The organism is Hymenobacter lapidiphilus (assembly GCF_013377885.1).
Taxonomy (GTDB): domain Bacteria; phylum Bacteroidota; class Bacteroidia; order Cytophagales; family Hymenobacteraceae; genus Hymenobacter; species Hymenobacter lapidiphilus.
This window is the reverse complement of sequence record NZ_JABKAU010000001.1, coordinates 94,962-117,424: the sequence shown is the minus strand read 5'-3', so window position 1 is coordinate 117,424 and position 22,463 is coordinate 94,962. Positions and strand designations below refer to the sequence as shown.

The following is a 22,463-nucleotide window of genomic DNA, read 5'->3' as shown; positions in this document are numbered from 1 at the left end:
GCCCACTTCCGAATGCGGCCGTTGCTTCACCGACCTGTCCGGACTGACGATGATAGACTTTTGCCCCATGTGCCAGGACTATCCCGCCGCTAATCTCGTTGCCCGCATGAGCGCGCAACTGGAGCAGGACGATTTGTTCAGCGACGACAGCTCAGACCAGGCCGACAGCAATAGGGCGCTGGCCCTGCCGCCGCTGCTCGACGAGCCCCTGGCGGCCATCTGGCAGACGCCCGCCTTTGCGGCCTACTGCGGCCAGGATTTCACGCTGCCCGCTTCCGGCAACTCCGGCGCGCTGCTTTTCGTGGGGCTGCAGTCGCCTTTTGCCGGACAGCCCCACCAGCAGCGGCACTACGATGTGCTGAGCGGCCGGCAGGTGTCTGCCACCTACTCCATGCACCGCCTCACCCTGCAACTGGGCGTGAGGGCTACCTATCTGCCAGTCCTCTTTCACCGGGAAAGCCCCGACGGCTACTTCCCGATAGTGGTAAGCACCGAGGCCGGGCGACATTTTCTCCGGAGCCAGCTAACCCTGTTCCAATCGACAGTGCGCGCGCTCGAACCATCCGCGGTGGTCGTCTGCAGTCGGCTGGCCAGCATCCTTATCAGGAGCTATTGCTGGCTCCATTGGCCCCTGTCCTGGGATGAGGCCCTGGGCACCTACCGCGACCAGGCGGCTGGCACCCCGTTCTTTTTCGCCGATGATTTCAGCGGAAATGCGCACTCGCTTGATGCCGGCTCGCTGGGTCGCCTGGCTTGGCAACTACGCCAGGCGCTGGGCCTGCCCGCCCCCATACCACTGCCCTGGCAGTGATATGGAAGCCGGTTCCCTTTGCTGGGATAAGGCAGGCAGTGAGCCAATGCCGGAGCAGGCAAACAGCCCCGCTCATCCAGCAATCATTGCATACTTCATCCTTACGTTTCAAAAATGGCCACTCCCTACGAGTTCGTTGCAAACCAGCTGCTTACCCACTTTCCAGGCGCCAGCGTCGAACCTGATTGCGAGATAGCCGTGGGGCACCGACCTGATTTTGTGGCGCGCACCTACTACAGTGAACGGAAGGAGGAAGGCGTTGACTACAATAGTATTTCGCTGGCTTACCCCGGCGGATACCCGTTCTATTATCCGCTGCTGCTCGTTCAGCCCGGGCACCAGCCGCTGCGCATCCGAATTGCCGCGGGTGACGACTCCATTGACAAGTTTACCCGGCCGGACAGCGAAATCCGCGAGTACCTGGCCCATTATGGCTACTGGCGCATAGAAGAGCACGTCGACTCAGAAACCGAGGACCTCTGGGTTCTGATGTTGCGCTCTGGTACCGCTACTCCGCAGTACCTCGTTCTGCCGACCCCGAAATTGAAGCAGCTATTGAATCAGGCTCCCAATCCCGAAAAATTCAGCCTCTTTATAGCTAAAGCCGGCTTCTGCTTTGCGGCTCAACCTCTGTCAACTGCCAATCGACTGGCCCTGCTTAAAGACCCATCCTCATTGAATACCCAGGAATATGCGGAACTGAACATGACGCCTTTTTTCAACAATTGGCAGCAAATCGCCAGCCGCTAGACAGGCTCTCACAGACCTGCCTGCAGTGGGGAGGGCAGCTCTGCCGGAACCCGCCCCGATTTTCGATTAGCCACGTAGTACATCTTCTGCTAAATCAAAGCAGTGATAAGGCGAGTAGATAGTCCCGCCTCTGCGCATCAGCCGCAGGCTCATTTCCCGCACACTCTGCCGAAAAGCTGGTTCCTGTTGCAGTGCCGTCAGCAGAAAGCTCAGCCCCTTGAAACCAATTCGATATTGGTCTGTTCCGGCGGCCTGATAAGTGGAGGGCTCGATAGCATAGGCGTAAGCGCGCAGAAAGCGGGCCTTCTCTGCCGGAGTTGAGTAGAAGCTGCCCGTGACGATGGCAAAAACAAAGCTCTGGTTGGTGGCCTTTTCGCGGCCCGCCACCAGCACTTCCATGCCATTCAGGTTCAACGTAAAGTAGCGGCTGCCCCCACTGGTGGAAGGTAGGCAGCTCAGCGCCCAGAAGGATTGCTCGGTTTTCCTGTAAGCCGGGATGCCCAGCGTGATGTAAGCGCGCAGCAAAGCCTGCACGCGGGCGTAGGCCGGCAGCCGCTGCAGCTGCAGGAAATTCTGCCGGTACTTCACCTTGAACCGCTCCTCAACTGACTGGCTTAAATCTACTCCCTCGTTATCCAGCGGGTGCCCGTCCGCCACCCAGGTCGCCTGCTCAACCGGCGACACGAGCAAATCCAGGTCAGTATCGCCCACCACGTTTGTCACGAAGGTCTTGTTGGTCAGCAGCAAGCCCGTTGCCTCCGCCTGCTGAATCAGCCGCTGCTCCACTTGGTCTAGTTGCCCCTTGGTAATGGGTTGGAACCAGTAGCGAACAATGGTATCGTAGTTCTTCCGGTGTTGGGCAAACCGCCGGACGGCATCCACCGCCTGGCCAATGTAAAACGTGTTGTCGCTGAACTTCAGCAGATAAATTCCGCAGCGGTTCTTCGAGGCCGGGAACCGGTCGGCAATGGAAACCCGGCCTGTCACATCGTACCCGGCTCTCGCCTTAAATCCCAGCGAATCAATAATGGTCAAACTCATGTGCGACTGAACGGGATAATGCCTTCCGCCGGCCTTGTAAGGTAATATAACCAGTTCAGCAAGCTACCTCAATGATACTGAAAGTACTGAGCACATTGCCTTCCCAACCCTGGCATCAATAGCTAGTCCAGCTGATGCAGTGCAACGCGCCCCCCTGACGCGCCACATCCACGGCCCTGACACCAACCACCCGCTCCGTAGCAAAAGCGCCCTCATACGCCCGCAGGGCCATGCAGTCTTCGCGCATGCCAAAGGTGGGAACCAGCACCAGCCCCGGTAATCGCAGCGCGTTTACATAGTCTCCTGCAGCATCGGTATACGTCCGGTTGCCATAGGGATTGTAAGGAAGTTCAATAAGGCTCAGGCCCGCTTTTACCAGCGTCGTTCGGAATAGCGCAATAAACTCCGTTTTCTCTTTGCGGTAGGCACTCACCAAAACCGTCCGCTCATCCGCTGGCAGCAGCATTCCGTCCGCATGCCCGGTAAAATCATCCGGGTGGGCCGGTACCACCACCAGTTTTTCCGCCTGCAGCTCCTCGGTTAGCCGCCGGCGCAAGTTAGCTGCCTCAACGGTTGGGTTATCCCGGTATACCCGGTCTGTCACCACGGCCGTTTTGCCCACGAACACCACATTGCCGCCGTCCACCACTAACTCCGACTGGTAGGCTGCAATGCCCAGTTCGGCGCAGATAGGAGCGGCGTCGGTGATGGTGCGCCGCTCCCGGCGGGTTCGCAGGTAGGAGGGAGCGTACCGGAACAGCACGTGGCTGCCCCCAGGCCGCACCACAGGCATAAAGTCCCGTACCCAGATATCCCGCGTACCCGGTAACATATGCAGCGAATAGCCACTGGTTCGCAGTGCCCTTGCCAGCGCATCGTGCGTTGGCCGATAGGCCCCCGGCAGTGCGTCGGCCACGTAAACCGGCCTTATGCCAGCCATTTCGGCTTATAGCCCAACAGGCCGACTACTTCGTCTCCGCCAACCTGGTTGGTTTCCAACAACTCCCAGACAAGCTTTTCCTTACCCCCCAGGGTGCGCACATAATCGCTATCCGCCAGGAAGCGGTAACGACGCTGGTGAAAGTCCATGGCCAGAGGCTCCTGCTTTTCCACCAATCCTTGCCGCGTGGTGTGCCAGACCGGCACATCCACTTCCCGCTCAGCGGCCCGCAGCGACCAGCCGGGGCCATCAAGCAGTGGCCCCCGCAACGCCGATACCAACTCGCGCAGCACCAACTGTACCCCCGATACATAGCCTTCCCGGTCTAACCGACGCAGGCCGCGCAGCAGAATTCCGCCCACCGCGCCGCTTTTCCGGTCGCCGCACGTGAAATCAAGCCCCCCGGCCAGGTTATAGAACCAGGAACCGGTTTCCTCCTGCTCCGGCCCCCCATGCACGTAGGGGTCATCGTGGTAGGGCGCCCGCCGATAATAGAGCTCAATATCCGTCAGCCGATACTGTTGGTTTCCGGCATGCAGCACCAGCCGGTTCAGCAGCAGGTACGCAATAGCATCCACCAGCATGCCGAAGGCTCGCCCCTCTGCCATATGCAACTGCCCGATCAGGCTTACCAACAATGGCAAGGGGTTTTCCTGGCGCAGCTTCTGGTTTAGTACAAACATCACATAATCGTACACGTGCGGAAGGCCGGCGGCAACGAGTCGGTCAGCAATAGCCACGGTTTCAACAACCGAGCGCTTGTGCAGCTTTTGCAACTCATCCCCCTGGATTCTGGCCGCCTCCCAGACCACTGCAAATTCATTCCAGCTTTGCAAGCTGTCCAACCGATGGGCCGCCCAGCTTTGCGAACTGTTCATCCAATGGGTATCCCAGTAGTAATGCAGGTACCGCGGAACGATATAGGGTAGTGCCGACATCGCCTCTTGCCCGGATAAACCAAGCGCTTTGCTCGTCTCCAGTGTGGTACGATAGCGTTCTAAATCAGTCATAGGGAATGGGGCGTTAAGGTCAATTTTGGGAGGGCAAGGAGTACAATTGATATGGCTTATACAACTCGTTTGAAGCCTTTTTATAAAAGGCGTGATGCTGTTGAATATGAAATAGTTATAATTTATATAATTGCTATTGCAGCAATCCGGTAGTTTGCATTTGTGCATTTCACAGTGCCAAAAAAGGCCGGCCCCGTTTCCGGAGCCGGCCTTTTGCCAAGTGGTAAACCCAGTGCTCTTACCCCAACACCAGCGTGCGTTCCACCCGGACCTGCTCGTTGGCCGAGTCAGTAAAGACAAATTGCACCCGCTGCCCGGCCGAAGCGTTGTTGAACGTGAACGACATCTCATCCCCGTTGCGGAAGTCGTAGGGGTAGGGCGCGAAGTCGTTGACCAGGTGGTAGCCGCCCGACGGGGCACTGGCCTGCACCGTAATGTTCCAGTTGCCGCCGCCCACGTCCTGGGCCCGCAGCTGATTGATGGCAATGCCCGACCCGGTTTCGGCCGGTTGCGCGGCCGCCGGGGGAAGAGGCTGAAAGACCACTGGCGGCCCGGTCACCGTTTCGCCGAACAGTTCTTCCAGCGGCAGCACCGCCCCGCCGTTGCCGTCGGGCGTGGGGTTGAAGAGCTGCAGTTCCTCGCCCGGCGTACTCTCGCCCAGGAACGCATTCAGTTGCTGGCCCAGCCCGGCCACGCGGAGCGAGTGAACCAGCAGCGTTTCGGTGGAAATATCGACCCCGTAAAGCAGGTTAATGCGGTTGGTCCGTTCACGAGCATCGAGGGCACCGGCCAGGGCGACCGTGAGCTGGGTGGCCGCCTTGCGGGCGCGGGCATCAAAGCGGGCCCGGAGCCGGATAGCGTCTTTGGTGCGCTTGTCGGCTTGTTTTTGGTAAGCAGTTTTTGCAGGCATGAGCGTAAAAGTTGACGTGGAAAAATACAATAAACTGCCAGTGCCAGACGGCCGGGGCTTCTGGTAGGTGACTCCTGAGAAGCTCCTAGCCAGCTCCCGTCATCCCTGACTGGCCTGAGTGCAAAACCGCCCCGGCCAGACAGACGCGGACCGGGGCGGCACTGCATGGCGGCCGCTAAGCCACCTGCGCCTGCGTCGTAGACGAGGCGTCCGTGCCGTCCGCCCGGTAGGCGAAAGCCAGCACCATCAAATCGGCGGCCGAGGCGCCCAGCAGCGCATCATCCTCGATGTCGAGGCTGCCGTCCCCGCGGGTTGCGTCCTCGTCGGCGGCCGATACCACCCGGCCGGTAGCCTTGTTGACCACCAGAGCCTTCACCCCGTCGGTGTCCAGGGCTACGTTGCCGTTGCTGTTGTCGAAGAAGCTCACCGTCACCTTGCCGGCCCCCGCGTCCAGCACGGCCGTTACGCGGGCCAGCGGCTCCACGCCCCCGCCCGAGAGCACCAGCTTCGAGTAGTCCACCGAGGCCACGCCCAGCGCGTCGGCCTGGGTGTTGGCGAAGTTCTGCTGTACGAAGCGGTTGTAGGCCGATACCCCGCCCTGGGGCTTGAGGCCCTGTCGCACCGGAATGCTCAGCGCCCGGAACAGTTCGGCCAGCCGCTTGAAGCGGCTGCGCGTGTTCTGCTGGGCCGTCGTGTTGCTGCTGTTGGGGCCCACTTTCTGCTTGAGCACGTTCACCCCGTTTTGTTTGGTGAACGTGATTTGCCCTGCCGACCCTTCAATGTCGCCGAGCAGACTACGAATTCGTGCCATAAGTGAAAAGAGAAAAAGAGTGAGAGAAAAGAAATGGCTGACTAATCGCGCTAAAACCCAGGGCAGCCAACCCAGGCCCGCGCTTTTTCCTGCTTGTTGAAGGCCCGCCACACCCCCGGCCGAACCGGGGCCGTCAGGCCGCACTTCCAGAGCCCGCGCCGGGCCGCTTGGGCCTGCTGCTGCTCGGCAGCCCGGCCGGCCACCACATGGCCGGGGTCGTAGGCCCAGGCCCAGCCCCGCACTACCAGTAGGCTATCCAGCGCCACGGCCGGCCGTGTATCGAACGCCGCCGGTCGCAGCTTCACGGCCACCAGGTTGCGCCCGTAAGCATCTCCGCCCAATACCCGCACCCACACCACCCGGCCCTGCACCAGGGCCGCCAATTGCTGCGTCGCCTGCCGGCCGTACGGCTGGCTGCTTTCCGGAGCATCTACCCCCAGCAGCCGCACGCGGGCCACGGCCCCCGTTGGCGAATCCACCTCATATGTATCGGCGTCCACCACCCGCCGCACCCGCATCAGCTGCCAGCAACCAGTCGGGCCCAAAACCACCGGCGCAACCACGCTTGGTCGCACAGCCCGAGAGGCCCGCACCGTCTGCCCCTCCACCCGGGTGAGCGTTGAGCAGGAGAGCACTAGTAGGAGAGATGTGTATTTCATAGAAACAAACATAGTAAAGTTTTATATCATTTATCAATAATAGTGTAATGCGTAAGGATGTAGGCTTTTGGCGACTTGCTGTATCATCAGGCCCTAAAAAATAGCCCGTCCTACTAAGTAGAACGGGCTATTGGCATTCATCCATCAGGTAAGAAGTGTATCAGGCCGCAGGTTCCACCGCGCAGACGCTGCCGATTGTTTGCGGTCCATTATCATATTCTGCGCCATCCCAGATGCGCCGCATGGTCTGGTGCTGGAAGTCTTCCACCACCTTCGCGTAGACCAGCGTCGTCTTGATGTTGGCATGGCCCATCACTTTCTGCAGCACCTCCACCGGCATGCCCCTCAGCAGGCTCTGCGTAGCGAAGGTGTGCCGGGCCGTGTGCATGGTCACCAGCTCGTGCAGGCTTACCGGCCGCTTGCACACCAGCCCGCTCACCACCGCCGACTGTTCCACCTCCCGCTCCAGGCCGGCCAGCCGGCAAATCCGCTTTAAATAGCGGTTCATCACCTGGTTCTGATACACCGGCAGCAGCCGCGCCCCCTTGCCCGAGCGTTCTGCCCCGGCATACTTGGCCAGCAGCGCCCCGGCCACCCGCGTCAGGTACACGCTCACCCTGGTGCGGGTCTTGGTCTGAATCAGCCGCAGCACCTGCCCGGTGCCATCGGGCAGCGCCTCCACGTTGCCGCCGTGCAGCTGCAGCACGTCGGAGTAGCGCAGCCCGGTATAGCAGCAGAACAGGAACACGTCCCGCACCGGTACCAGCGTCGAGGGCAGCACGGCCACCCGCAGCTGCTCCAGCTCGCCGGCCGTCAGGTACACCTTGTCAGTTTCTTCACTCGAAATCCGCAGCTTGTGCGGCTCCACGGCCAGCGTGCAGCCCCGTTCTTCCCGCAGGTAGCCGAACAGCCGGCGCAAATCCTTCCCCACCGTGTAGAGCGAGTTCGGCGCCAGCCCGCGCACCGTCCGCAGGTAGGCCAGAAACGAATCATGCGTCGCCAGGTCATAACCCGCCACTGTCAGAGGCCGGCCCAGCAGGGTCTGGTAGTCGCGCAGCCAGTTACCCACCACCAGGTAGTGGCGCAGCGTGTTCCACATCAGCCCGCGCCCGCGCATTAGCTCCCGAAACTTCATGATTTCCTCGACCACCAGCAGCTCGGCCGGGGCCGGAGCGGCTTCCGCCGGGCGCAGCGCGGCTTTTAGCCCGGCCACCGTGGGCACGTCGCCCGCAGCCCGCACCGCCCGCCACCAGGTAAGCACGTCGGTAGCCATGCGCGCCAGCAGGGCGTTGGCGTCCTCAAAGAGAGGATAGGAGCGGCGGAACTGCTGACGGTCCTCGTTCCAGTCGGCCGGCCGGCACTTCTCACCCGTCGAGCAGGCCAGCCGGGCCCCGTCGAAGTACACCATCAGGTACACGGGACATTCTCCCGCCTTGTTTTGCTTCTGCCTGCGCAGCGTGAATTGGGTTACCATAAGAGGGTAGCGTGTAGGGTAGCGTCGCTTCCGCCGTTAAGTGAAAGTTTCGCGCCCAGGAGTGCCATTTCCCCCGAACGCAAAAAACCCGGAAACGTGCCTTCGCGGTGCGAGAAGCAAGTTTCCGGGCGTTCCGGGTGTGCTAAAATGAGCCTCCTGTCGGGATCGAACCAACGACCTACTGATTACAAGTCAGTTGCTCTACCAGCTGAGCTAAGGAGGCAGGGAAGTGGCACAAAAGTAGGCTTTGGACGTGAACCTGCCAAGTAATCAGTTAAAATTTCCTCCTCTGTCGCACTAACTATCTAACTGCCCGAAAAATAAAAACACCCCGCGGCCTGGGCTGCGGGGTGTTTCAACTGAATTCAGTGGCGCTATGGGTTAGCTACGTACAGCCTTGAGTTGGCGCTTTAGGTTCTCGATGCGGGTCTGTGCTTCATCTACGCGGCCCTGGTACTCCTGGCGGAGCTGGGCGGCGTTTTTCGAGCGGGCGAAGAACTCCAGGTTGGTTTGTAGGGTCGAGATGTCGTTTTCCAGCTCGCTGATTTCCCGACGCAGGGCCTGCTCTTTCTTGTAGAGCAGCTGCTGGGAATCAGGCGAGGCCTTGAGGCGCTCTACCTGCAGGCTGAAGAGCAGGTCGGTGCGGTCCTGGTAAGCCAGCTCGGGTACTTGGGTGAGGTACTGGGCCATCAGTTTCTGGAACCGCTCCTCGGCCTGGGGCCGGGTGGCCCCGTCGAAGGCGCGCCAGCCGGCTATCTGCTCGCGGAAGCCTTCGAGCGAGCCGGGCTGCTCGGCCGAGAGGCCGGCAACGGCTTCGGCCACGGCGGCCAAGTGGTTGGTCTGGTCTTCACTGAGCTGCTGCACCTGCTGCTCGCGCTGGCGGCCTTCCTCTTTCTTGCGGTCGAAGAAGGCGTCGCAGGCAGTGCGGAAACGCTTCCACACCTTGTCCGACTGCTTCTCGGGTACCCGGCCTACCAGCTTCCACTCCTTTTGCAGCTGAATAACGGTCTGGCGGCTGGCTTCCCAGTCGGGGCTTTGCAGGGCAGCCTCGGCCTGCTCACACATTTCGAGCTTGCGCTTCAGGTTGGTGCTCTTCTCCTCGTCGAGGGCCTTAAAGAACTGATTCTTCTTCTGGAAGAAACCCTTGTAGGCGCTCCAGAATTGCTTGTTAACCTGTTCGGCCTGCTTGCGTGGCACCAGGCCGGCAGCATCCCAATCCTGCTTCAGCTGCTGCAGCTCATCGGTTTTGCTGCGCCACTCGTTTACGCGCTCCGTTTCGAACTCGCCGAAGGGCATAAGCTGCTCCAGCAGAGCCGTTTTGCGCTCCAGGTTGGCGGTTTCTTCAGCGTTGCGGGCAGTTGAAGCCTCCTGCCGACGGCCGTGTACCAACTCCGACGCCTGCAGGAAGCGCTGCCACAGCGGCTCGCGCTGCTCGTTGGGCACCGGCCCGATGTGCTTCCACTCTTCGTGCAGCTGGCGTAGCTCCTGCGTGGCCTTGTTGATGTTGGACTGATCGGCCAGGGCCTCGGCCCGCACAATCAGGGCCTCCTTGGCTTCCTGGTTGCGGCGGCGGTCCAGCTCCTTCATCTCGAAGAACAGGCCCCGGTTGTTGTAGTAGATGTCGAGCAGCGCGTGATAACTGCTCCAGAGCTCCTGCGAGTCGGTCTGGGGTACCGGCCCAGTGTTCTTCCAGTCACTTTGCAGGCTTTTGATGCGGGCCGAGCTGTCTTCCGTTTCGGCCGACTCCACCAGCTGGCGCAGTTGCGTGAGCAGCTCCTGCTTGTGGGCCAGGTTCTTGCCACGCTGCTCGTCCTCGGCTTTGGCGTCGCGCACCTTGCTGGCGCGAAACTCCTGATAGGACTGCTGCAGCTCCTGATGGCCCGCAGGGTCGTTCGAGGCGAAATCCTCGGCCGTGCCACCAGCTTCCACAAACTGCCGGCGTTGCTCGGCGCGGTCGGCTTTCAGGCCGGTTTCGTAGCGGCGGTAGAGGTCGGTAATGCTCTGGCGCTTCTTGCCGGCGTTGGACTGGCCCAGCAGCCCGCGCAGGTGGGCGGCCTGGGCGGCCAGGTCGAGGCTATCGAAATCGACGGCGGGAGTTTCTGGCTGGGCCTTCGCGTCGGCTGCAGAAGCGGCCGGGTCGGGCAGGGCCGGAGCGGCGGGCTGGTGGGCCGTAGTGGTAGTGCCGGGGCTGGCCGGGGAGTCAGAAGAAGTGGGCAGCGAGCCAACGCCGGGCGTGGCTTCCAGGGCTTCGGCTATGGTTTCGCCGGTCGGTACGTCTACTACGGGGGTAACGTGCGGCGCTTCAGTACTAGTGGGTCCTGCCGCCTGGTCTGGCGCGTTGCCTGTCTCGGGCATTTCGGCCGGGGGCTCGGTGGCAGTAGGAGCGGGGGGCGCCGGCACGCTGGTTGGCTGCGGGGTGTCGGTGGCCGGGGGCGTGTTAGGCTGGTCGGCGGCGGCGTGCGTGGCTTCCGCCGTTTCGGTGGCGGCGGCCGAGGGCTCGGCCGTGCCGGCACCGGCGGGCTGGTTGGCGGGCAGAGGCGTAGTTCCCTGAGCGGGCTGCTCGGTAATGTCTTCTGGGGCCGTGCCAGTCACTGCGGGCTTGTCAGCGGCGAGTTCAGCCAGGCGGCGGTCCAGAATCTGCTGGGGCGATTCGGAGTTGGCGTCAGCGCCGGAAGCGCTGTTGGGGGTCGGTTGGTCGGGATGCATAAGGGTCGGCGAAAACTCCCCGCAGCGGGCGGGGCACAGTGGGTGGATTTAGCTGTTAGCCATTAACTGACAGCCGTTAGCTCTGGTTGGCGCTCTATGGCTGGATTTACAGAAATATGGGCTTTAACGGGCGCTTATCATTGGTCATTGAACAAAAAGTTAACGGCTTGCCGCTACCAGCTCAATTTAAGCGCGGGTCGGTGGGGTAGTTGGACAGCATCCGGTAGTGGCCGCCTTTTTCGCGTAAAATGGCCTGCCAAAAGGCATCGTTAGTCAAAGTAAACACTTTCGCGGCAGCATCAGGCTCCACAATCCATACTTTCTCGCGCACCTCGTCGGCTAGCTGCCCGTTGGTCCAGCCCGAATAGCCTACAAACAGGCGCACTTCGGCGGGTGTCAGTTCGCCATTGATAAGCAGTTTCAGCAGCCGGGCAAAGTCGCCGCCCCAGTACACGCCCCCGCCCAGCGCAACGGCATCGGGCAGGTCGGGCCGCTGGTGTACAAAATGCAACGTGTCGGGCTCGACGGGGCCGCCCACACCCAAGGGCGTAGCCGCAGCGGGCAGCGCCTCCCCGCCGGGTAGCGTCAGCACGTCGGAGAGCTGCAGGTTGGCTGGGCGGTTGAGCACGAGCCCGAACGAGCCTTCGGTTTCGGAGTGCGCGCAGAGCAGCACTACGCTGCGCTCGAAGTTGGGGTCGCCCAGAAAGGGCTGGGAAATAAGCAGGTTGCCAGGGCGAAGTCGGGCCATTGTGATAAGCTGTTAGCCTCTAGCAGATAGCTGTCAGCTTTTTTTGGGAAAGATACCGGGAACAGTGGCGGCTGGAATTGTTCTTACGGCCGGCGGGGGGCGCAGGGTTCCGGCCCCGGCCCATTGTAGTACCTTTGTTCCTCTCTAGCTTTACGCTAACAGCTCAACATAAATGACTGATCCGCAACTGGCCGATTTGCGCCAGACCTATTCCCAGCGTACCCTCACCGAGGCCGACGTATTGCCCGAGCCGGTGGCCCAGTTCCGGGCCTGGCTCGATGAGGCCCTGGCCGCCCGCCTCGACGAGCCCACGGCTATGAACCTGGCCACCGTGGATGCCGCCGGCCAGCCCGCCGCCCGCATCGTGCTGCTCAAGGGCCTGCCCGCCGACGAAGGCTTTCTCTTTTTCACCAACTACGACTCGCGCAAGGGTCGGGAGCTGGCCGGGAGCCCGTTGGCGGCCCTCACCTTTTTCTGGCCGGGCTTGGAGCGGCAGGTCCGCATCGAAGGCCGGGTGGAAAAGGCCTCCGACGCCGACTCGACTGAGTACTTCCAAAGCCGCCCGCGTAGCAGTCAGATCGGGGCCTGGGCCTCGCCCCAGAGCCAGCCCATTGCCAGCCGCGAAGCCCTGGAACAGCGCGAGCACGACGTGGAAGCCCGGTTTGCCGGCCAGGAGCCGCTGCCGCGTCCCGCGCACTGGGGCGGTTACCTGCTGCGGCCCCACCGCGTCGAGTTCTGGCAGGGCCGCCCCTCGCGTCTGCACGACCGCATCGTGTACGAGCGCACGGCCGCCGGCCAGTGGCACCTGAATCGCCTGGCTCCCTGAGTAGGAAAAGTAACACTGTCATGCTGAGCGCAGTTGAAGTATGTCTACCGCTTCGTTGCAGTTAGCAGGAGTTAGCATTGCAGTAGAGATGCTCCGACTCGACTGCGCTGCGCTCAGCATGACAGTGTTTTACCTTATCTTTTTAGTACCTCATTACCCAACAGGTTTGGCTGAAATTCAACCTATCCGGGGCTGGCGCTACGGGCCCGGACTACGTTCTCAGATTGACCGGCTCGTGTCGCCGCTTTTTGATGTGGTGTCGCCCCGGCAGCGCGAGGCGCTCTATCAGAACCCGCTCAACAGTATTCACCTCTCGGTGCCCCGCGGCGACGACCCCGCCGGGCAGGCCCTGGCGCGGCTGCGCGAATGGGAGCATGCCGGGGTGCTGCAGCAGGATGAGCTGCCGGGCATCTACGTGTACTACCAGTACTTCCGGCTGCCGGGCAGCCCCCGCGAGTATTGCCGCAAGGGCTTCATGTGCCACATTAGGGCCACCGATTGGGCCGAGAACGTGGTGTTGCGCCACGAAAGCACCCTGCCCGCCGCCGTGAACGACCGGGCCGAGCTGCTGGCCCGCACCGAGTTTCAGTCCAGCGCCACCCACGGCCTGTACCGCGACGAGGACTTCGACCTGGAACCCTACCTGGACGAGGCCATGCGCAGCCCGCTCTACGAAACCGAGGAGGACTACCAGGGCGCCCGCGACGTGCTGGCCGTTATTCAGGATGCCGACGTAATCCGCCATTTCCAGCGCGTGCTGGCAGCGCGCGAGGTAATTCTGGCCGACGGGCACCACCGCTACGAAGGCTCGCTGGCTTACCGCCAGGCGCGTCGGGCGGCGGCCGGCGACGCTTACACGGGCCATGAGGCCTGGAATTTCCACCTCATGTACCTCACCAACGCGGCGGCCGACGACCTGCGGATTCTGCCCACGCACCGGCTGCTGCTGGACCTGCCCGGCATTGCCGGCGTGGCCGACCTGCTGGCCCGCTTGGAGCCCTACTTCACCGTCCTCACCCTCGACGACCCCTACGACCTGCCCGAGCGAATTGCCGGCAAGCAGTGGGCGTTTGGGCTGTATCTGGGCGAAGGTGAGGTGTACAAAATCCGCCTGCGCCCCGAAGTTCATGCCCAGCTCGACTGGCCCACGACCACGGAAATCAAAAACCTCGACCTGACGGTACTACACTACTTCGTACTTGAAAAAGTGCTGGGTATTGCGGGCTCGGAGGCGCAGCGGCAGTGGCCCAGCGTGGCCTACGTGCGCAATTTCCCCGAGTGCCTCACCCGCGTAAACAAGGGCGAGGCCCGGGCCGCCTTCATCACCAACGAGGTGAGCATGGCCGAAGTGGAACGCGTATGCCACTCGGGGGCCGTTATGCCGGCCAAATCCACGTTCTTCTTCCCCAAAACCATCGGCGGCTTCCTGTTCAGCAGCATTGCCGAGGCGGAAACTACCGCTCCGTTTACCGACGTTTTCCGTGTCTGATTCTGTGCTGAATACTGCTTCGATTGCCCGGCCACGGCTGGTGCTGGCTTCTGGTTCGCCGCGCCGCCGCCAGCTGCTCTCCGATCTGGGTCTGGACTACGAAATCCGCCTGCGGGAAGTGGATGAAAGCTTCCCCGCGCATCTGCGCCGGGCCGAAATTGCCGAGTACCTGGCCGCTCACAAAGCCGCCGCCTATGCCCCCGATCTGGCCGCCGGTGAAATCGTACTCACGGCCGATACCATCGTCTGCCTCGACGACGACGTGCTCAATAAACCCGCCGACGAAGCCGAGGCCGTAGCTATGCTGCAGCGCCTGCAGGGCCGCGCCCACGAGGTGTACACCGGCGTCTGCCTGCTGGCCGCCGACGGCCGCCAGGTGGTTTTCGCCGACGAAACCCGGGTGCATTTCCGCGCGCTTTCCATCGCCGAAATCGAGCACTACGTCCGTCATTACCAGCCCTTCGATAAGGCCGGCTCCTACGGGGCTCAGGACTGGATTGGTATGGTGGCCATCACCCGCCTCGAAGGATCCTACTTCAACGTAATGGGCCTGCCGGTGCACCGCGTCTGGGAGGCGTTAGCGGACTTCGGACTGATTTAATGCGGGCTACGGTGCACCCGGTTGTCATCCTGCGCGTGCGCAGGATGACAACCGGGTTTGCCCTGCGCTACATATCCAGCTCTTCCAGATTCTGGTTGGGCCGGGCATACCCGTAGCGGGCCACGGGTTGGGCTGTGTAATAGGTGTCGAGGCCGCTGAGGGCCACGGTGCCGGCGGCGGCCAGGTCGAGCGAGCCATCGGGGCGGAGTACGCCGGGCGTGTCGGGTAGGTACAGGTGCTGCACCCGGCCTATCAGCATAATGGTGCCGTTGGCCTCGATGGGTAATTCCTGGAGCAGTTCCAGACCGATTTGCAGTCGGCTTTCCTGCACGTAGGGCGCCGAAAAATCGTCGTGGTACGCGGGCGTGAGGCCGCAGGTATCAAACTCCGAAACCTCCCGTGGGAAGTTGGCCGAGGTGTAGTGAGCGGCCTTGATGATGCCCTCGTGCACATGGTTGAGCGTGTAGCAGCCCGTTGCCCGAATGTTGTCGTAGGAGTGACGCTCGACGGAGGGCGGGCGCATGATGAGCCCCAGCAGGGCCGGGTTGGAACCCAGGTGTACTACCGAGCTGATGATGGCCAGGTTGGTGCGCCCGTTGGCATCGGCCGTTCCCAGCAGGTTGGCCGGCTTGAAGCCCGTGATGGCGTTGATGAGGTTGAGGCGGTAAACCTTTTCGAGCTGGCCGAGGTCGGCGGCGGTAAAGTGGCGCATGCGGCGGGGAGATGGTAGGAGTGAGGGTAACCACAACGGCCCCTAAAAGTCACCGGCAGCATAGGTTGCCAGCTGGGCCTTCTGTAATAAATTAGCTGATTTTCAAGCCAATTTTAATCAAAATAAATAAGCCCGCCCCGATATAAATTATATCGGGGCGGGCTTATTTATTTTGACTCTTGTGCCGGTTAGGGCATCAGTACTTTGTCGATTACGTGAATTACGCCGTTGCTCTGCATCACGTCGTAAGTAGAGATGCTGGACACGTTGCCTTTCTCATCCTGCAGTACTACGTTCTTGGGGCCATTCATCATGGCTTTAAGCGTGCCGCCGCTTACGGTTTTGATGGTGGCCGTACCCTTGCCGGCCTTGATGGCGGCCATGATTTTTTCGGTCGTCATGTTGCCGGCTACCACGTGGTAGGTCAGGATTTTGGTGAGCGTAGCCTTGTTCTCCGGCTTTACCAGGGTTTCAACGGTACCGGCGGGCAGGGCGTTGAAAGCGGCATTGGTGGGGGCGAAAACCGTGAAGGGACCTTTGCCCTGCAGGGTTTCTACTAAGCCGGCGGCCTTTACAGCGGCTACCAGGGTAGTGTGGTCTTTGGAGTTTACCGCGTTTTCAACGATGTTCTTGTTAGGGTACATCGCCATGCCACCCACCATTACGGTGTTGGGCGTCATCTTGGCCTGGGCCGAAGCGGTGGTAGCGGAAGCGCCGCCCAGCAGGGCCACGAAAGCGAGGGAAAGAAGTTGCTTTTTCATCGGAAATAAAAGGAAGTGTAGAAGAGACGATTGAAACAATCTGACCCCACTTACGCCCCTTTGCTGCACTCTGGATTTACCGCAATCAAAAATAATATATAAGACAATCTATAGCTGGTTTACAAAGGAGTATATGTACTTGACTTAACGCGAATAACAATAATTGATAAGGCTGGAGAAAGTTAGTTGGATGGTTATAAAAAATGTATAGTCTGAAGTAAAGAAAAGAAAAATAGCGCCCGTTTTATAGGACGCTACAGGCCTGTAACGCGACCCACGGGACAACGAAACGTACAGTTTAATAAAGTCGGGGCAGCGTTGGAATAGCTTACGTGAAGCAGACGCTTAGTTGACGTGTGGGCCGCCGCGCTGGTAGCATAACGCTGAGCTTACTTCAGCCGCTCGTCAAACGGGTGTGGCTCCATGCTCAGTACGCGCAGGTGTCGGCCGTGGTCGGGGTGCAGCGGGTTGAGCAGGTAGTTCCACTCGGCCGGGGCGTGGGCCGAGGGCACGCGCAACACCCAGTGCGTACCAGCATCCAGCCAGGCCCGGCCCAGTTCGGTTAGCTCGGCCGGGTAGGGCACCTGCTGCCAGTTGACAGGCAAATCGGCCGGGGCGTACTCCAGGAAGGGCATATCGTCGGGTATTTCCAGCGTGAGGGCGAAGTAGCGGCGCGGCAGTACCGGCGAGTTGGCCAGTACTTCCAGCTTCGCCAGCGACAAATGCTCCGCCGTGTACAGAATCTGCCGGCCCACCGGATGCCAGCGCCCCCCATAGTATAGCCCGCCCTTGCCCGAGGTATCCGATATATAAGGGGCCTTCCCCAAACGGTAAAGCTTCATTTTCGAGGAGCTAGGAGCTAGGAGTCAGAAGCTAGAAGCTGGAAGTCAGAAGTGGCTGGCTGTTAGGAGCAAGTCTGTCTGCTAAGCTTCCTGATTCTAGCTCCTGGCTCCTAACTTCTAGCGTCTAAGAAAAATGTCCGTGCTCGATGCGGCCCAGGATGTCGTGTACCTGGCCGCGGCCTATAACGGAGTAGAGCAGGTCTTTGGGTTTCTGACCACCCAGGGCAGGGATAGGGGAGTTGAGCCAGAAATGCAGGTCGGCTTCCTCCTCGAATACCTCCATGCCTTTGGCCAGTACGGCCGAGAGCTGAATGGCCTTCTCGCTTTCGTCGAGCGTGAGGGGTTTCTGGTTCTGCTCGCGCCGCGTCAGGGTGCTTTCCGACACGCCCAGCACGGCGCTCATTTCCTTGTTGGAAAAGCCCAGATGGCGCTGCAACGCCCGCACGGCCTGCACCGACAGGCCCTTGATGGCCACGCCCAGCAGATCCATCTCGTTGCGTACGAGCTGCGGAATTACGGCCGGGCCACCCATCAGGGCTACCATGTCGGCCACGGAAGTACTACGAGCCATTGTCATTTGCGGAATTTTTAAGCGTCATCTGAAGGCAATATACGAGAAACTCCGGGAGCTGACTAATAATTCCCGGTAACCCTTGTGGCCGGGCCCGCTGGTTCGGCCTACTTTTGTCGGCAATCCGCTTTATCGCCTCTACTATGTCCCTTTCCTCTGCTTCCCCCGATCTGCTCCTTATCAGTCGTACGGCCGACTTCATCCGTGAAAAATTCCTGCACGAGGGCTCGGGCCACGACTGGGAGCACATCCGCCGGGTGTGGCAGGTAGCCCGCCGCCTGGCCGCCCAAACTCCCGAAGCCAACATGCTGGTAACCGAGCTGGGCGCGCTGCTGCACGATGTGGCCGACTGGAAATTTCACGACGGCGACGAAGAGGCCGGCCCCCGCGCCGCCCGCGCCTGGCTGACCAGCCAGCACGCCGATCCGGCCGTAATGGATAGGGTGGAGGCCATCATCCGCGAAATCAGCTTTAAGGGCCTCGGCGTACCCACGCCCATGAGTTCGGTAGAAGGCGCGCTGGTGCAGGATGCCGACCGGCTCGACGCCATCGGGGCCATCGGGGTGGCCCGGGCCTTTGCCTATGGGGGCCACAAAAACCGCCAGTTGCACGACCCCGCCGTGCCGCCCGTCAGCCACGACACGTTCGAGAGCTACAAGCAGAACACGGCACCCACCGTCAACCACTTCTATGAAAAGCTGCTGCACCTGCGGGAGCGGATGAACACGCCTGCCGCCCGCCGGGTAGCCGAGGAGCGCCACGCGTATATGGAGCAGTTTCTGGGGCAGTTTCTGCGCGAGTGGGAAGGGGAGGACGTTTAAAAAAGCTATTAGCTATTAGCTGTGAGCTATTGGCTGCCGTTAAACGAAAAAGCTAAAAGCTAAAAGCTTACAGCTCTCAGCTAAAAATCATGACCGTCCTCTTCGACCTCGACGATACGCTCTACGACCACACCGCTACGGCCCGGACGGCGCTGGCGGCCACGGCGGCCGGGTGGGCCAGTCTGCGCGGGGTGCCGGCCGATGTGCTGTACCAGCGCTATAGCGACCTGTTGGAGGAGATGCACCCGCGAGTGATGCGCGGCGAACTGGACTACCTGACGGCGCGGGAGCTGCGGTTCCGGCAGTTGCTGGCACCCTACGAGTCGGCCCCGACGGCCGGTAGCTTGGCGCAGTTGGCCGAGGAGCACTACGGCCATTACCGGCAGTTCCGGCAGCCGGTGGCCGGCGCGCTGGCACTGCTGCAGCGGCTCAAGCCCGATTTTCGGATAGGCGTAGTCACCAACAACCGCACGAGCGAGCAGGAAGAGAAGCTCGATTTTCTGGGTATGAGCGGGTTGGTGGATGCGCTGATTACGTCGGAGGCCGTGGGCGTGCTCAAACCCGACCCCGCCATTTACCACGTGGCCTTGCAGCGCCTGCGGGCCCGGCCGGCCGAAACCGTGATGGTGGGCGACAACTGGATTGCCGACGTGGTGGGGGCACAAGCCGTGGGTATCCGGCCGGTGTGGCTCAACCGTGGGGGGAGCGTGGCGCCGACGCCGGCAGTGGCCGAGCTGAGTAGTCTGGAGCCGTTGGAGCTAGTCTACGCGTTGCTGACAACAGCCGCCCCCTGCTAAGAGCAACCGGGCGTCTTCTTCGCTTCGTCATATTTGGTACCTTTACGCCAATGAATACTCCCCGTTCGTTTTCCTCCCGTCTGGGCCTGCTGGCTGTGGGTTGCCTTTTGGCCGTTTCGTCGTGCCGCACCTGCCCCATGGAATCCTGTCACACCCGTAAGGCGCATATGCACAACGGTACCAAGTTCCGTGGACAGCCGCTCTGGAAAAAGCAGAATCCGGCCATCGGCGAGAAAATCAAGGTGTATAAGCCCGATGCGGTGAAACGCAAAAACGACCGGAGCCGGACCATCAACGACTAAGCACATTGGCGGATGCGCACAGCGCCCCGAACCCGGCCGCGCCAGGCATTGCGGCCGGGTCGGTAAGGGGGCTCCCGGTGGTGGTTGTAATAGTCGTTCTGGCTAGATAAAACGGGCTTTTTTGCGTATCTTGCAGGCTTCAACGAAGTTCATTTTCACGGGCCTGTAAGCTCCTCTAGTACCCTGGAGATTTACCGGCCGACTATAAGCTCCCTATGGCGGAAGGCGAAAAAATCATTCCGATTAATATCGAAGATGAGATGCGCGGAGCCTACATCGATTACTCGATGTCGGTTATCATCTCCCGGGCGCTGCCCGATGTGCGCGACGGCCTCAAGCCCGTGCACCGCCGCGTGCTCTACGGCATGTCCGATCTGGGCGTTTCGTACAATAAAGCACACAAGAAAAGTGCCCGTATTGTGGGCGAAGTACTGGGTAAGTACCACCCGCACGGCGACTCCTCGGTGTACGACACCATGGTGCGCATGGCCCAGGAGTGGAGCCTGCGCTACCCGCTCGTCGATGGCCAAGGTAACTTCGGTTCCATCGACGGCGACTCGCCGGCCGCTATGCGTTACACCGAGGCCCGCCTCAAGCGCCTCGCCGATGAGCTGCTCGGTGACCTCGACAAGGATACGGTGGACTTCCAGCCCAACTTCGATGACTCCCTGGAGGAGCCGTCGGTGCTGCCGGCTAAGTTCCCCAACCTGCTCGTCAACGGCACTACCGGTATTGCTGTGGGCATGGCTACCAACATGGCCCCCCACAACCTGACCGAAGTGATTGACGGCATCGTGGCCTACCTGGCCAACCCCGATATCACGATTGCCGAGCTCATGGAGCACGTGACGGCCCCCGACTTCCCGACCGGCGGTACCATCTACGGCTACGAGGGAGTAAAGCAGGCCTTCGAAACCGGCCGCGGCCGGGTGGTGATGCGGGCCAAGGCCCACTTCGAAACTACCAGCACTGGTAAGGAGCAGGTTGTCATCACCGAGATTCCCTACATGGTGAACAAGGCCTCGATGATCGAGAAAACGGCCGCGCTCATCAACGACAAAAAGATTGAGGGCATATCCGACCTGCGCGATGAGTCGGACCGCGACGGTATGCGCATCGTGTACGACCTCAAGCGCGACGCCATGCCTACCGTGGTGCTCAACAACCTGTACAAGTACACCCAGCTGCAAAGCTCGTTCGGCGTCAACAACGTGTGCCTGGTGAAGGGCCGCCCGATGACGCTCAACCTCAAGGAGCTGATTCATTACTTCGTGGAGCATCGCGCCGACGTGGTGGTGCGCCGCACCCGCTACGAGCTGGCCGAAGCCCAGAAGCGTGCCCACATTCTGGAAGGTCTGCTGATTGCGCTTGACCATCTGGACGAAGTCATTGCCCTCATCCGCAGCTCGCGCGACGGCGAAGTAGCCCGTGGGCAGCTCATCGAGCGTTTCTCGCTGAGCGAAGTGCAGGCCCGCGCTATTCTCGATCTGCGTCTGCAGCGCCTTACCGGTCTGGAGCGCGACAAGATTGTGGCCGAGTACAACGAGTTGATGGCGCTGGTAGACCACCTCAAGGCCGTGCTGGCCTCCGAGGATATGCAGCGCGATATCATCCGCACCGAGCTGGCCGAAATAAAGGAGCGCTACGGCGACGCCCGTCGCACCATGATTGAGTACGCCGGCGGCGACTTCTCGATGGAGGACATGATTGCCGACGAGGCCATGGTTATCACCATTTCGCGCGAAGGCTATATCAAGCGCACCGCCCTCGATGAATACCGCAGCCAGGGCCGCGGTGGGGTAGGAGCCCGCGGGGCCGCTTCCAAGCAGGACGACTTTACGGAGCACCTGTTTGTGGCCACTACCCACGAGTACCTGCTCTTCTTTACCGAAGCCGGCCGGGTGTTCTGGCTGAAAGTGTACGAAGTACCCGAAGGTGGCAAGAATACCAAGGGTCGTCCGATTCAGAACCTGATTGAGATTCCGCGCGAGGATAACATCCGCTCGGTGCTCAACGTGCGCGGCCTGCGCGACCCCGACTACCTCGACAACACGTTCCTGATGTTCTGCACCGAGCAGGGTACGGTAAAGAAAACCCCGCTCGAAGCCTACTCGCGTCCCCGTACGGCCGGCATCAATGCCATCAGCATCAACGAGGGCGACCGGCTGCTCGACGTGCAGCTGCTCAATGGCAATGATGAAGTAGTGCTGGCGTTGCGCTCCGGTCGGGCCGTTCGTTTCCCCGAGCACAAAGTCCGTTCGATGGGCCGCACCGCCGCCGGCGTGCGCGGTATCACGCTGGATGAAACGCTGGCCGGCGGCGACCGGGTAGTGGGCATGGTCTGCCTCAACAACGAGAGCGAGCAGGAGCTGCTGGTGGTATCGGAAAACGGCTACGGTAAGCGCAGCCCGCTCGACGAATACCGCATCACCAACCGCGGCGGCAAAGGCGTGCGGGCCATGAAGCTGACCGATAAAACCGGTCAGCTCGTGTCCATCAAGGCCGTGGATGACACCGACGACCTGATGATTATCAACAAGTCGGGCATCACCATTCGCCTGCGGATGAGCGAGCTACGCAGCATCGGTCGTGCCACCCAGGGCGTGCGGCTGCTGAAAATCAGCAACGGCGACGAAATTTCGTCGGTGGCCAAAGTGGCAGCCGAAGAGAAAATCGAGGAGCTTGAGGCAGATGTAACGCTGGTGGAAGGAGCGGAGCCCAACGGTAGCGCACCGGCCGAATTGCCGGCCGCCGCTGCCCCGGACGACGACCTGACGGAGCTGACCGACCCGGACACGCTTAGCGCTAACTAAGCAGTTGTTAACTTGCGACGGCAGAACTTCCCCGGAAGTTCTGCCGTTTGCGCTATAATTCCTTCCAC

General features: G+C 61.1%; 22 protein-coding genes and 1 tRNA gene. 9 read left to right on the top strand and 14 right to left on the bottom strand.

What is annotated here, in order from left to right; all coding sequences use genetic code 11:
• Positions 1–106 precede the first annotated feature (106 nt).
• On the top strand, positions 107–811 hold the full coding sequence (locus HW554_RS00520; protein ID WP_176906392.1) for a hypothetical protein: 705 nt from the start codon (positions 107–109) through the stop codon (positions 809–811).
• A gap of 114 nt (positions 812–925) precedes the next feature.
• On the top strand, positions 926–1,561 hold the full coding sequence (locus HW554_RS00515; protein ID WP_176906391.1) for a hypothetical protein: 636 nt from the start codon (positions 926–928) through the stop codon (positions 1,559–1,561).
• Between the two features lie 66 nt (positions 1,562–1,627).
• Here the strand turns inward: HW554_RS00515 and HW554_RS00510 are convergent, their stop codons facing one another.
• From HW554_RS00510 to HW554_RS00465, 10 genes are all read right to left on the bottom strand, one after another.
• Positions 1,628–2,602 (bottom strand): GIY-YIG nuclease family protein, encoded by a 975-nt coding sequence (locus HW554_RS00510; protein WP_176906390.1) that lies wholly within the window; start codon positions 2,600–2,602, stop codon positions 1,628–1,630.
• A 115-nt stretch (positions 2,603–2,717) separates the two neighbouring features.
• Positions 2,718–3,434: an agmatine deiminase family protein gene (locus HW554_RS00505; protein WP_176906389.1), complete on the bottom strand. Its 717-nt coding sequence runs from the start codon at positions 3,432–3,434 to the stop codon at positions 2,718–2,720.
• A gap of 95 nt (positions 3,435–3,529) precedes the next feature.
• Complete coding sequence (locus tag HW554_RS00500; RefSeq protein WP_176906388.1) at positions 3,530–4,552, bottom strand: hypothetical protein; 1,023 nt, start codon at positions 4,550–4,552, stop codon at positions 3,530–3,532.
• Positions 4,553–4,790: 238 nt separating this feature from the next.
• Positions 4,791–5,462 carry a hypothetical protein gene (locus tag HW554_RS00495; protein ID WP_176906387.1) on the bottom strand — a complete coding sequence of 224 codons (672 nt, stop codon included), beginning with the start codon at positions 5,460–5,462 and terminating at the stop codon, positions 4,791–4,793.
• 175 nt (positions 5,463–5,637) lie between these two features.
• Positions 5,638–6,273 (bottom strand): DUF6266 family protein, encoded by a 636-nt coding sequence (locus HW554_RS00490; protein ID WP_246285019.1) that lies wholly within the window; start codon positions 6,271–6,273, stop codon positions 5,638–5,640.
• 50 nt (positions 6,274–6,323) lie between these two features.
• Positions 6,324–6,932, bottom strand: a complete 609-nt coding sequence (locus HW554_RS00485) for a thermonuclease family protein (protein WP_246285017.1) — start codon at positions 6,930–6,932, stop codon at positions 6,324–6,326.
• A 160-nt stretch (positions 6,933–7,092) separates the two neighbouring features.
• Entirely contained in the window at positions 7,093–8,406 is a 1,314-nt protein-coding gene (locus HW554_RS00480) for a site-specific integrase (protein WP_176906386.1), read from the bottom strand.
• Positions 8,407–8,556: 150 nt separating this feature from the next.
• Positions 8,557–8,629, bottom strand: a tRNA-Thr gene (locus tag HW554_RS00475).
• A 158-nt stretch (positions 8,630–8,787) separates the two neighbouring features.
• A complete protein-coding gene (locus tag HW554_RS00470) occupies positions 8,788–11,112 on the bottom strand; it encodes a DUF349 domain-containing protein (protein WP_176906385.1) in 2,325 nt (774 codons plus the stop codon).
• Between the two features lie 181 nt (positions 11,113–11,293).
• Positions 11,294–11,860: a YqgE/AlgH family protein gene (locus tag HW554_RS00465; protein WP_176906384.1), complete on the bottom strand. Its 567-nt coding sequence runs from the start codon at positions 11,858–11,860 to the stop codon at positions 11,294–11,296.
• Positions 11,861–12,032: 172 nt separating this feature from the next.
• Here HW554_RS00465 and pdxH point away from each other — a divergent pair, with 172 nt between their 5' ends.
• The 3 genes from pdxH (at position 12,033) to HW554_RS00450 (ending at position 14,776) form a co-directional block, all read left to right on the top strand.
• Positions 12,033–12,686, top strand: a complete 654-nt coding sequence (gene pdxH, locus HW554_RS00460; RefSeq protein ID WP_176906383.1) for a pyridoxamine 5'-phosphate oxidase — start codon at positions 12,033–12,035, stop codon at positions 12,684–12,686.
• A gap of 166 nt (positions 12,687–12,852) precedes the next feature.
• On the top strand, positions 12,853–14,175 hold the full coding sequence (locus tag HW554_RS00455; protein WP_176906382.1) for a DUF1015 domain-containing protein: 1,323 nt from the start codon (positions 12,853–12,855) through the stop codon (positions 14,173–14,175).
• Positions 14,168–14,776: a Maf family nucleotide pyrophosphatase gene (locus tag HW554_RS00450; protein ID WP_317170811.1), complete on the top strand. Its 609-nt coding sequence runs from the start codon at positions 14,168–14,170 to the stop codon at positions 14,774–14,776. Before HW554_RS00455 ends, HW554_RS00450 begins: the two co-directional genes overlap by 8 nt.
• 67 nt (positions 14,777–14,843) lie before the next feature.
• On the opposite strand, the gene HW554_RS00445 is transcribed toward HW554_RS00450, so the two are convergent.
• From HW554_RS00445 to parS, 4 genes are all read right to left on the bottom strand, one after another.
• Positions 14,844–15,488 (bottom strand): flavin reductase family protein, encoded by a 645-nt coding sequence (locus HW554_RS00445; protein WP_176906381.1) that lies wholly within the window; start codon positions 15,486–15,488, stop codon positions 14,844–14,846.
• Positions 15,489–15,676: 188 nt separating this feature from the next.
• Positions 15,677–16,249 carry a fasciclin domain-containing protein gene (locus HW554_RS00440; protein ID WP_176906380.1) on the bottom strand — a complete coding sequence of 191 codons (573 nt, stop codon included), beginning with the start codon at positions 16,247–16,249 and terminating at the stop codon, positions 15,677–15,679.
• Between the two features lie 389 nt (positions 16,250–16,638).
• Positions 16,639–17,091, bottom strand: coding sequence for an RES family NAD+ phosphorylase (locus HW554_RS00435; protein WP_176906379.1), 453 nt, complete (start codon positions 17,089–17,091; stop codon positions 16,639–16,641).
• Positions 17,092–17,215: 124 nt separating this feature from the next.
• Positions 17,216–17,662, bottom strand: a complete 447-nt coding sequence (gene parS / locus HW554_RS00430) for a type II RES/Xre toxin-antitoxin system antitoxin (protein WP_246285016.1) — start codon at positions 17,660–17,662, stop codon at positions 17,216–17,218.
• Positions 17,663–17,805: 143 nt separating this feature from the next.
• Here parS and HW554_RS00425 point away from each other — a divergent pair, with 143 nt between their 5' ends.
• The 4 genes from HW554_RS00425 (at position 17,806) to gyrA (ending at position 22,395) form a co-directional block, all read left to right on the top strand.
• On the top strand, positions 17,806–18,483 hold the full coding sequence (locus HW554_RS00425) for an HD domain-containing protein (RefSeq protein ID WP_176906377.1): 678 nt from the start codon (positions 17,806–17,808) through the stop codon (positions 18,481–18,483).
• Positions 18,484–18,572: 89 nt separating this feature from the next.
• Positions 18,573–19,280, top strand: coding sequence for an HAD family hydrolase (locus HW554_RS00420; protein ID WP_176906376.1), 708 nt, complete (start codon positions 18,573–18,575; stop codon positions 19,278–19,280).
• 50 nt (positions 19,281–19,330) lie between these two features.
• The gene (locus tag HW554_RS00415; protein WP_176906375.1) at positions 19,331–19,582 is read left to right on the top strand and encodes a hypothetical protein; all 252 of its coding nucleotides are present in this window, start codon (positions 19,331–19,333) and stop codon (positions 19,580–19,582) included.
• A 215-nt stretch (positions 19,583–19,797) separates the two neighbouring features.
• A complete protein-coding gene (gyrA, locus tag HW554_RS00410; RefSeq protein WP_176906374.1) occupies positions 19,798–22,395 on the top strand; it encodes a DNA gyrase subunit A in 2,598 nt (865 codons plus the stop codon).
• Positions 22,396–22,463: the final 68 nt, after the last annotated feature.

Coding starts and splice junctions, on each gene's coding strand:
- HW554_RS00520 (WP_176906392.1), top strand. CDS start 107: ATGAGCGCGCAACTGGAGCAGGACGATTTGTTCAGCGACGACAGCTCA.
- HW554_RS00515 (WP_176906391.1), top strand. CDS start 926: ATGGCCACTCCCTACGAGTTCGTTGCAAACCAGCTGCTTACCCACTTT.
- HW554_RS00510 (WP_176906390.1), bottom strand. CDS start 2,602: ATGAGTTTGACCATTATTGATTCGCTGGGATTTAAGGCGAGAGCCGGG.
- HW554_RS00505 (WP_176906389.1), bottom strand. CDS start 3,434: ATGTTACCGGGTACGCGGGATATCTGGGTACGGGACTTTATGCCTGTG.
- HW554_RS00500 (WP_176906388.1), bottom strand. CDS start 4,552: ATGACTGATTTAGAACGCTATCGTACCACACTGGAGACGAGCAAAGCG.
- HW554_RS00495 (WP_176906387.1), bottom strand. CDS start 5,462: ATGCCTGCAAAAACTGCTTACCAAAAACAAGCCGACAAGCGCACCAAA.
- HW554_RS00490 (WP_246285019.1), bottom strand. CDS start 6,273: ATGGCACGAATTCGTAGTCTGCTCGGCGACATTGAAGGGTCGGCAGGG.
- HW554_RS00485 (WP_246285017.1), bottom strand. CDS start 6,932: ATGAAATACACATCTCTCCTACTAGTGCTCTCCTGCTCAACGCTCACC.
- HW554_RS00480 (WP_176906386.1), bottom strand. CDS start 8,406: ATGGTAACCCAATTCACGCTGCGCAGGCAGAAGCAAAACAAGGCGGGA.
- HW554_RS00470 (WP_176906385.1), bottom strand. CDS start 11,112: ATGCATCCCGACCAACCGACCCCCAACAGCGCTTCCGGCGCTGACGCC.
- HW554_RS00465 (WP_176906384.1), bottom strand. CDS start 11,860: ATGGCCCGACTTCGCCCTGGCAACCTGCTTATTTCCCAGCCCTTTCTG.
- pdxH (WP_176906383.1), top strand. CDS start 12,033: ATGACTGATCCGCAACTGGCCGATTTGCGCCAGACCTATTCCCAGCGT.
- HW554_RS00445 (WP_176906381.1), bottom strand. CDS start 15,488: ATGCGCCACTTTACCGCCGCCGACCTCGGCCAGCTCGAAAAGGTTTAC.
- HW554_RS00440 (WP_176906380.1), bottom strand. CDS start 16,249: ATGAAAAAGCAACTTCTTTCCCTCGCTTTCGTGGCCCTGCTGGGCGGC.
- HW554_RS00435 (WP_176906379.1), bottom strand. CDS start 17,091: ATGAAGCTTTACCGTTTGGGGAAGGCCCCTTATATATCGGATACCTCG.
- parS (WP_246285016.1), bottom strand. CDS start 17,662: ATGGCTCGTAGTACTTCCGTGGCCGACATGGTAGCCCTGATGGGTGGC.
- HW554_RS00425 (WP_176906377.1), top strand. CDS start 17,806: ATGTCCCTTTCCTCTGCTTCCCCCGATCTGCTCCTTATCAGTCGTACG.
- HW554_RS00420 (WP_176906376.1), top strand. CDS start 18,573: ATGACCGTCCTCTTCGACCTCGACGATACGCTCTACGACCACACCGCT.
- HW554_RS00415 (WP_176906375.1), top strand. CDS start 19,331: ATGAATACTCCCCGTTCGTTTTCCTCCCGTCTGGGCCTGCTGGCTGTG.
- gyrA (WP_176906374.1), top strand. CDS start 19,798: ATGGCGGAAGGCGAAAAAATCATTCCGATTAATATCGAAGATGAGATG.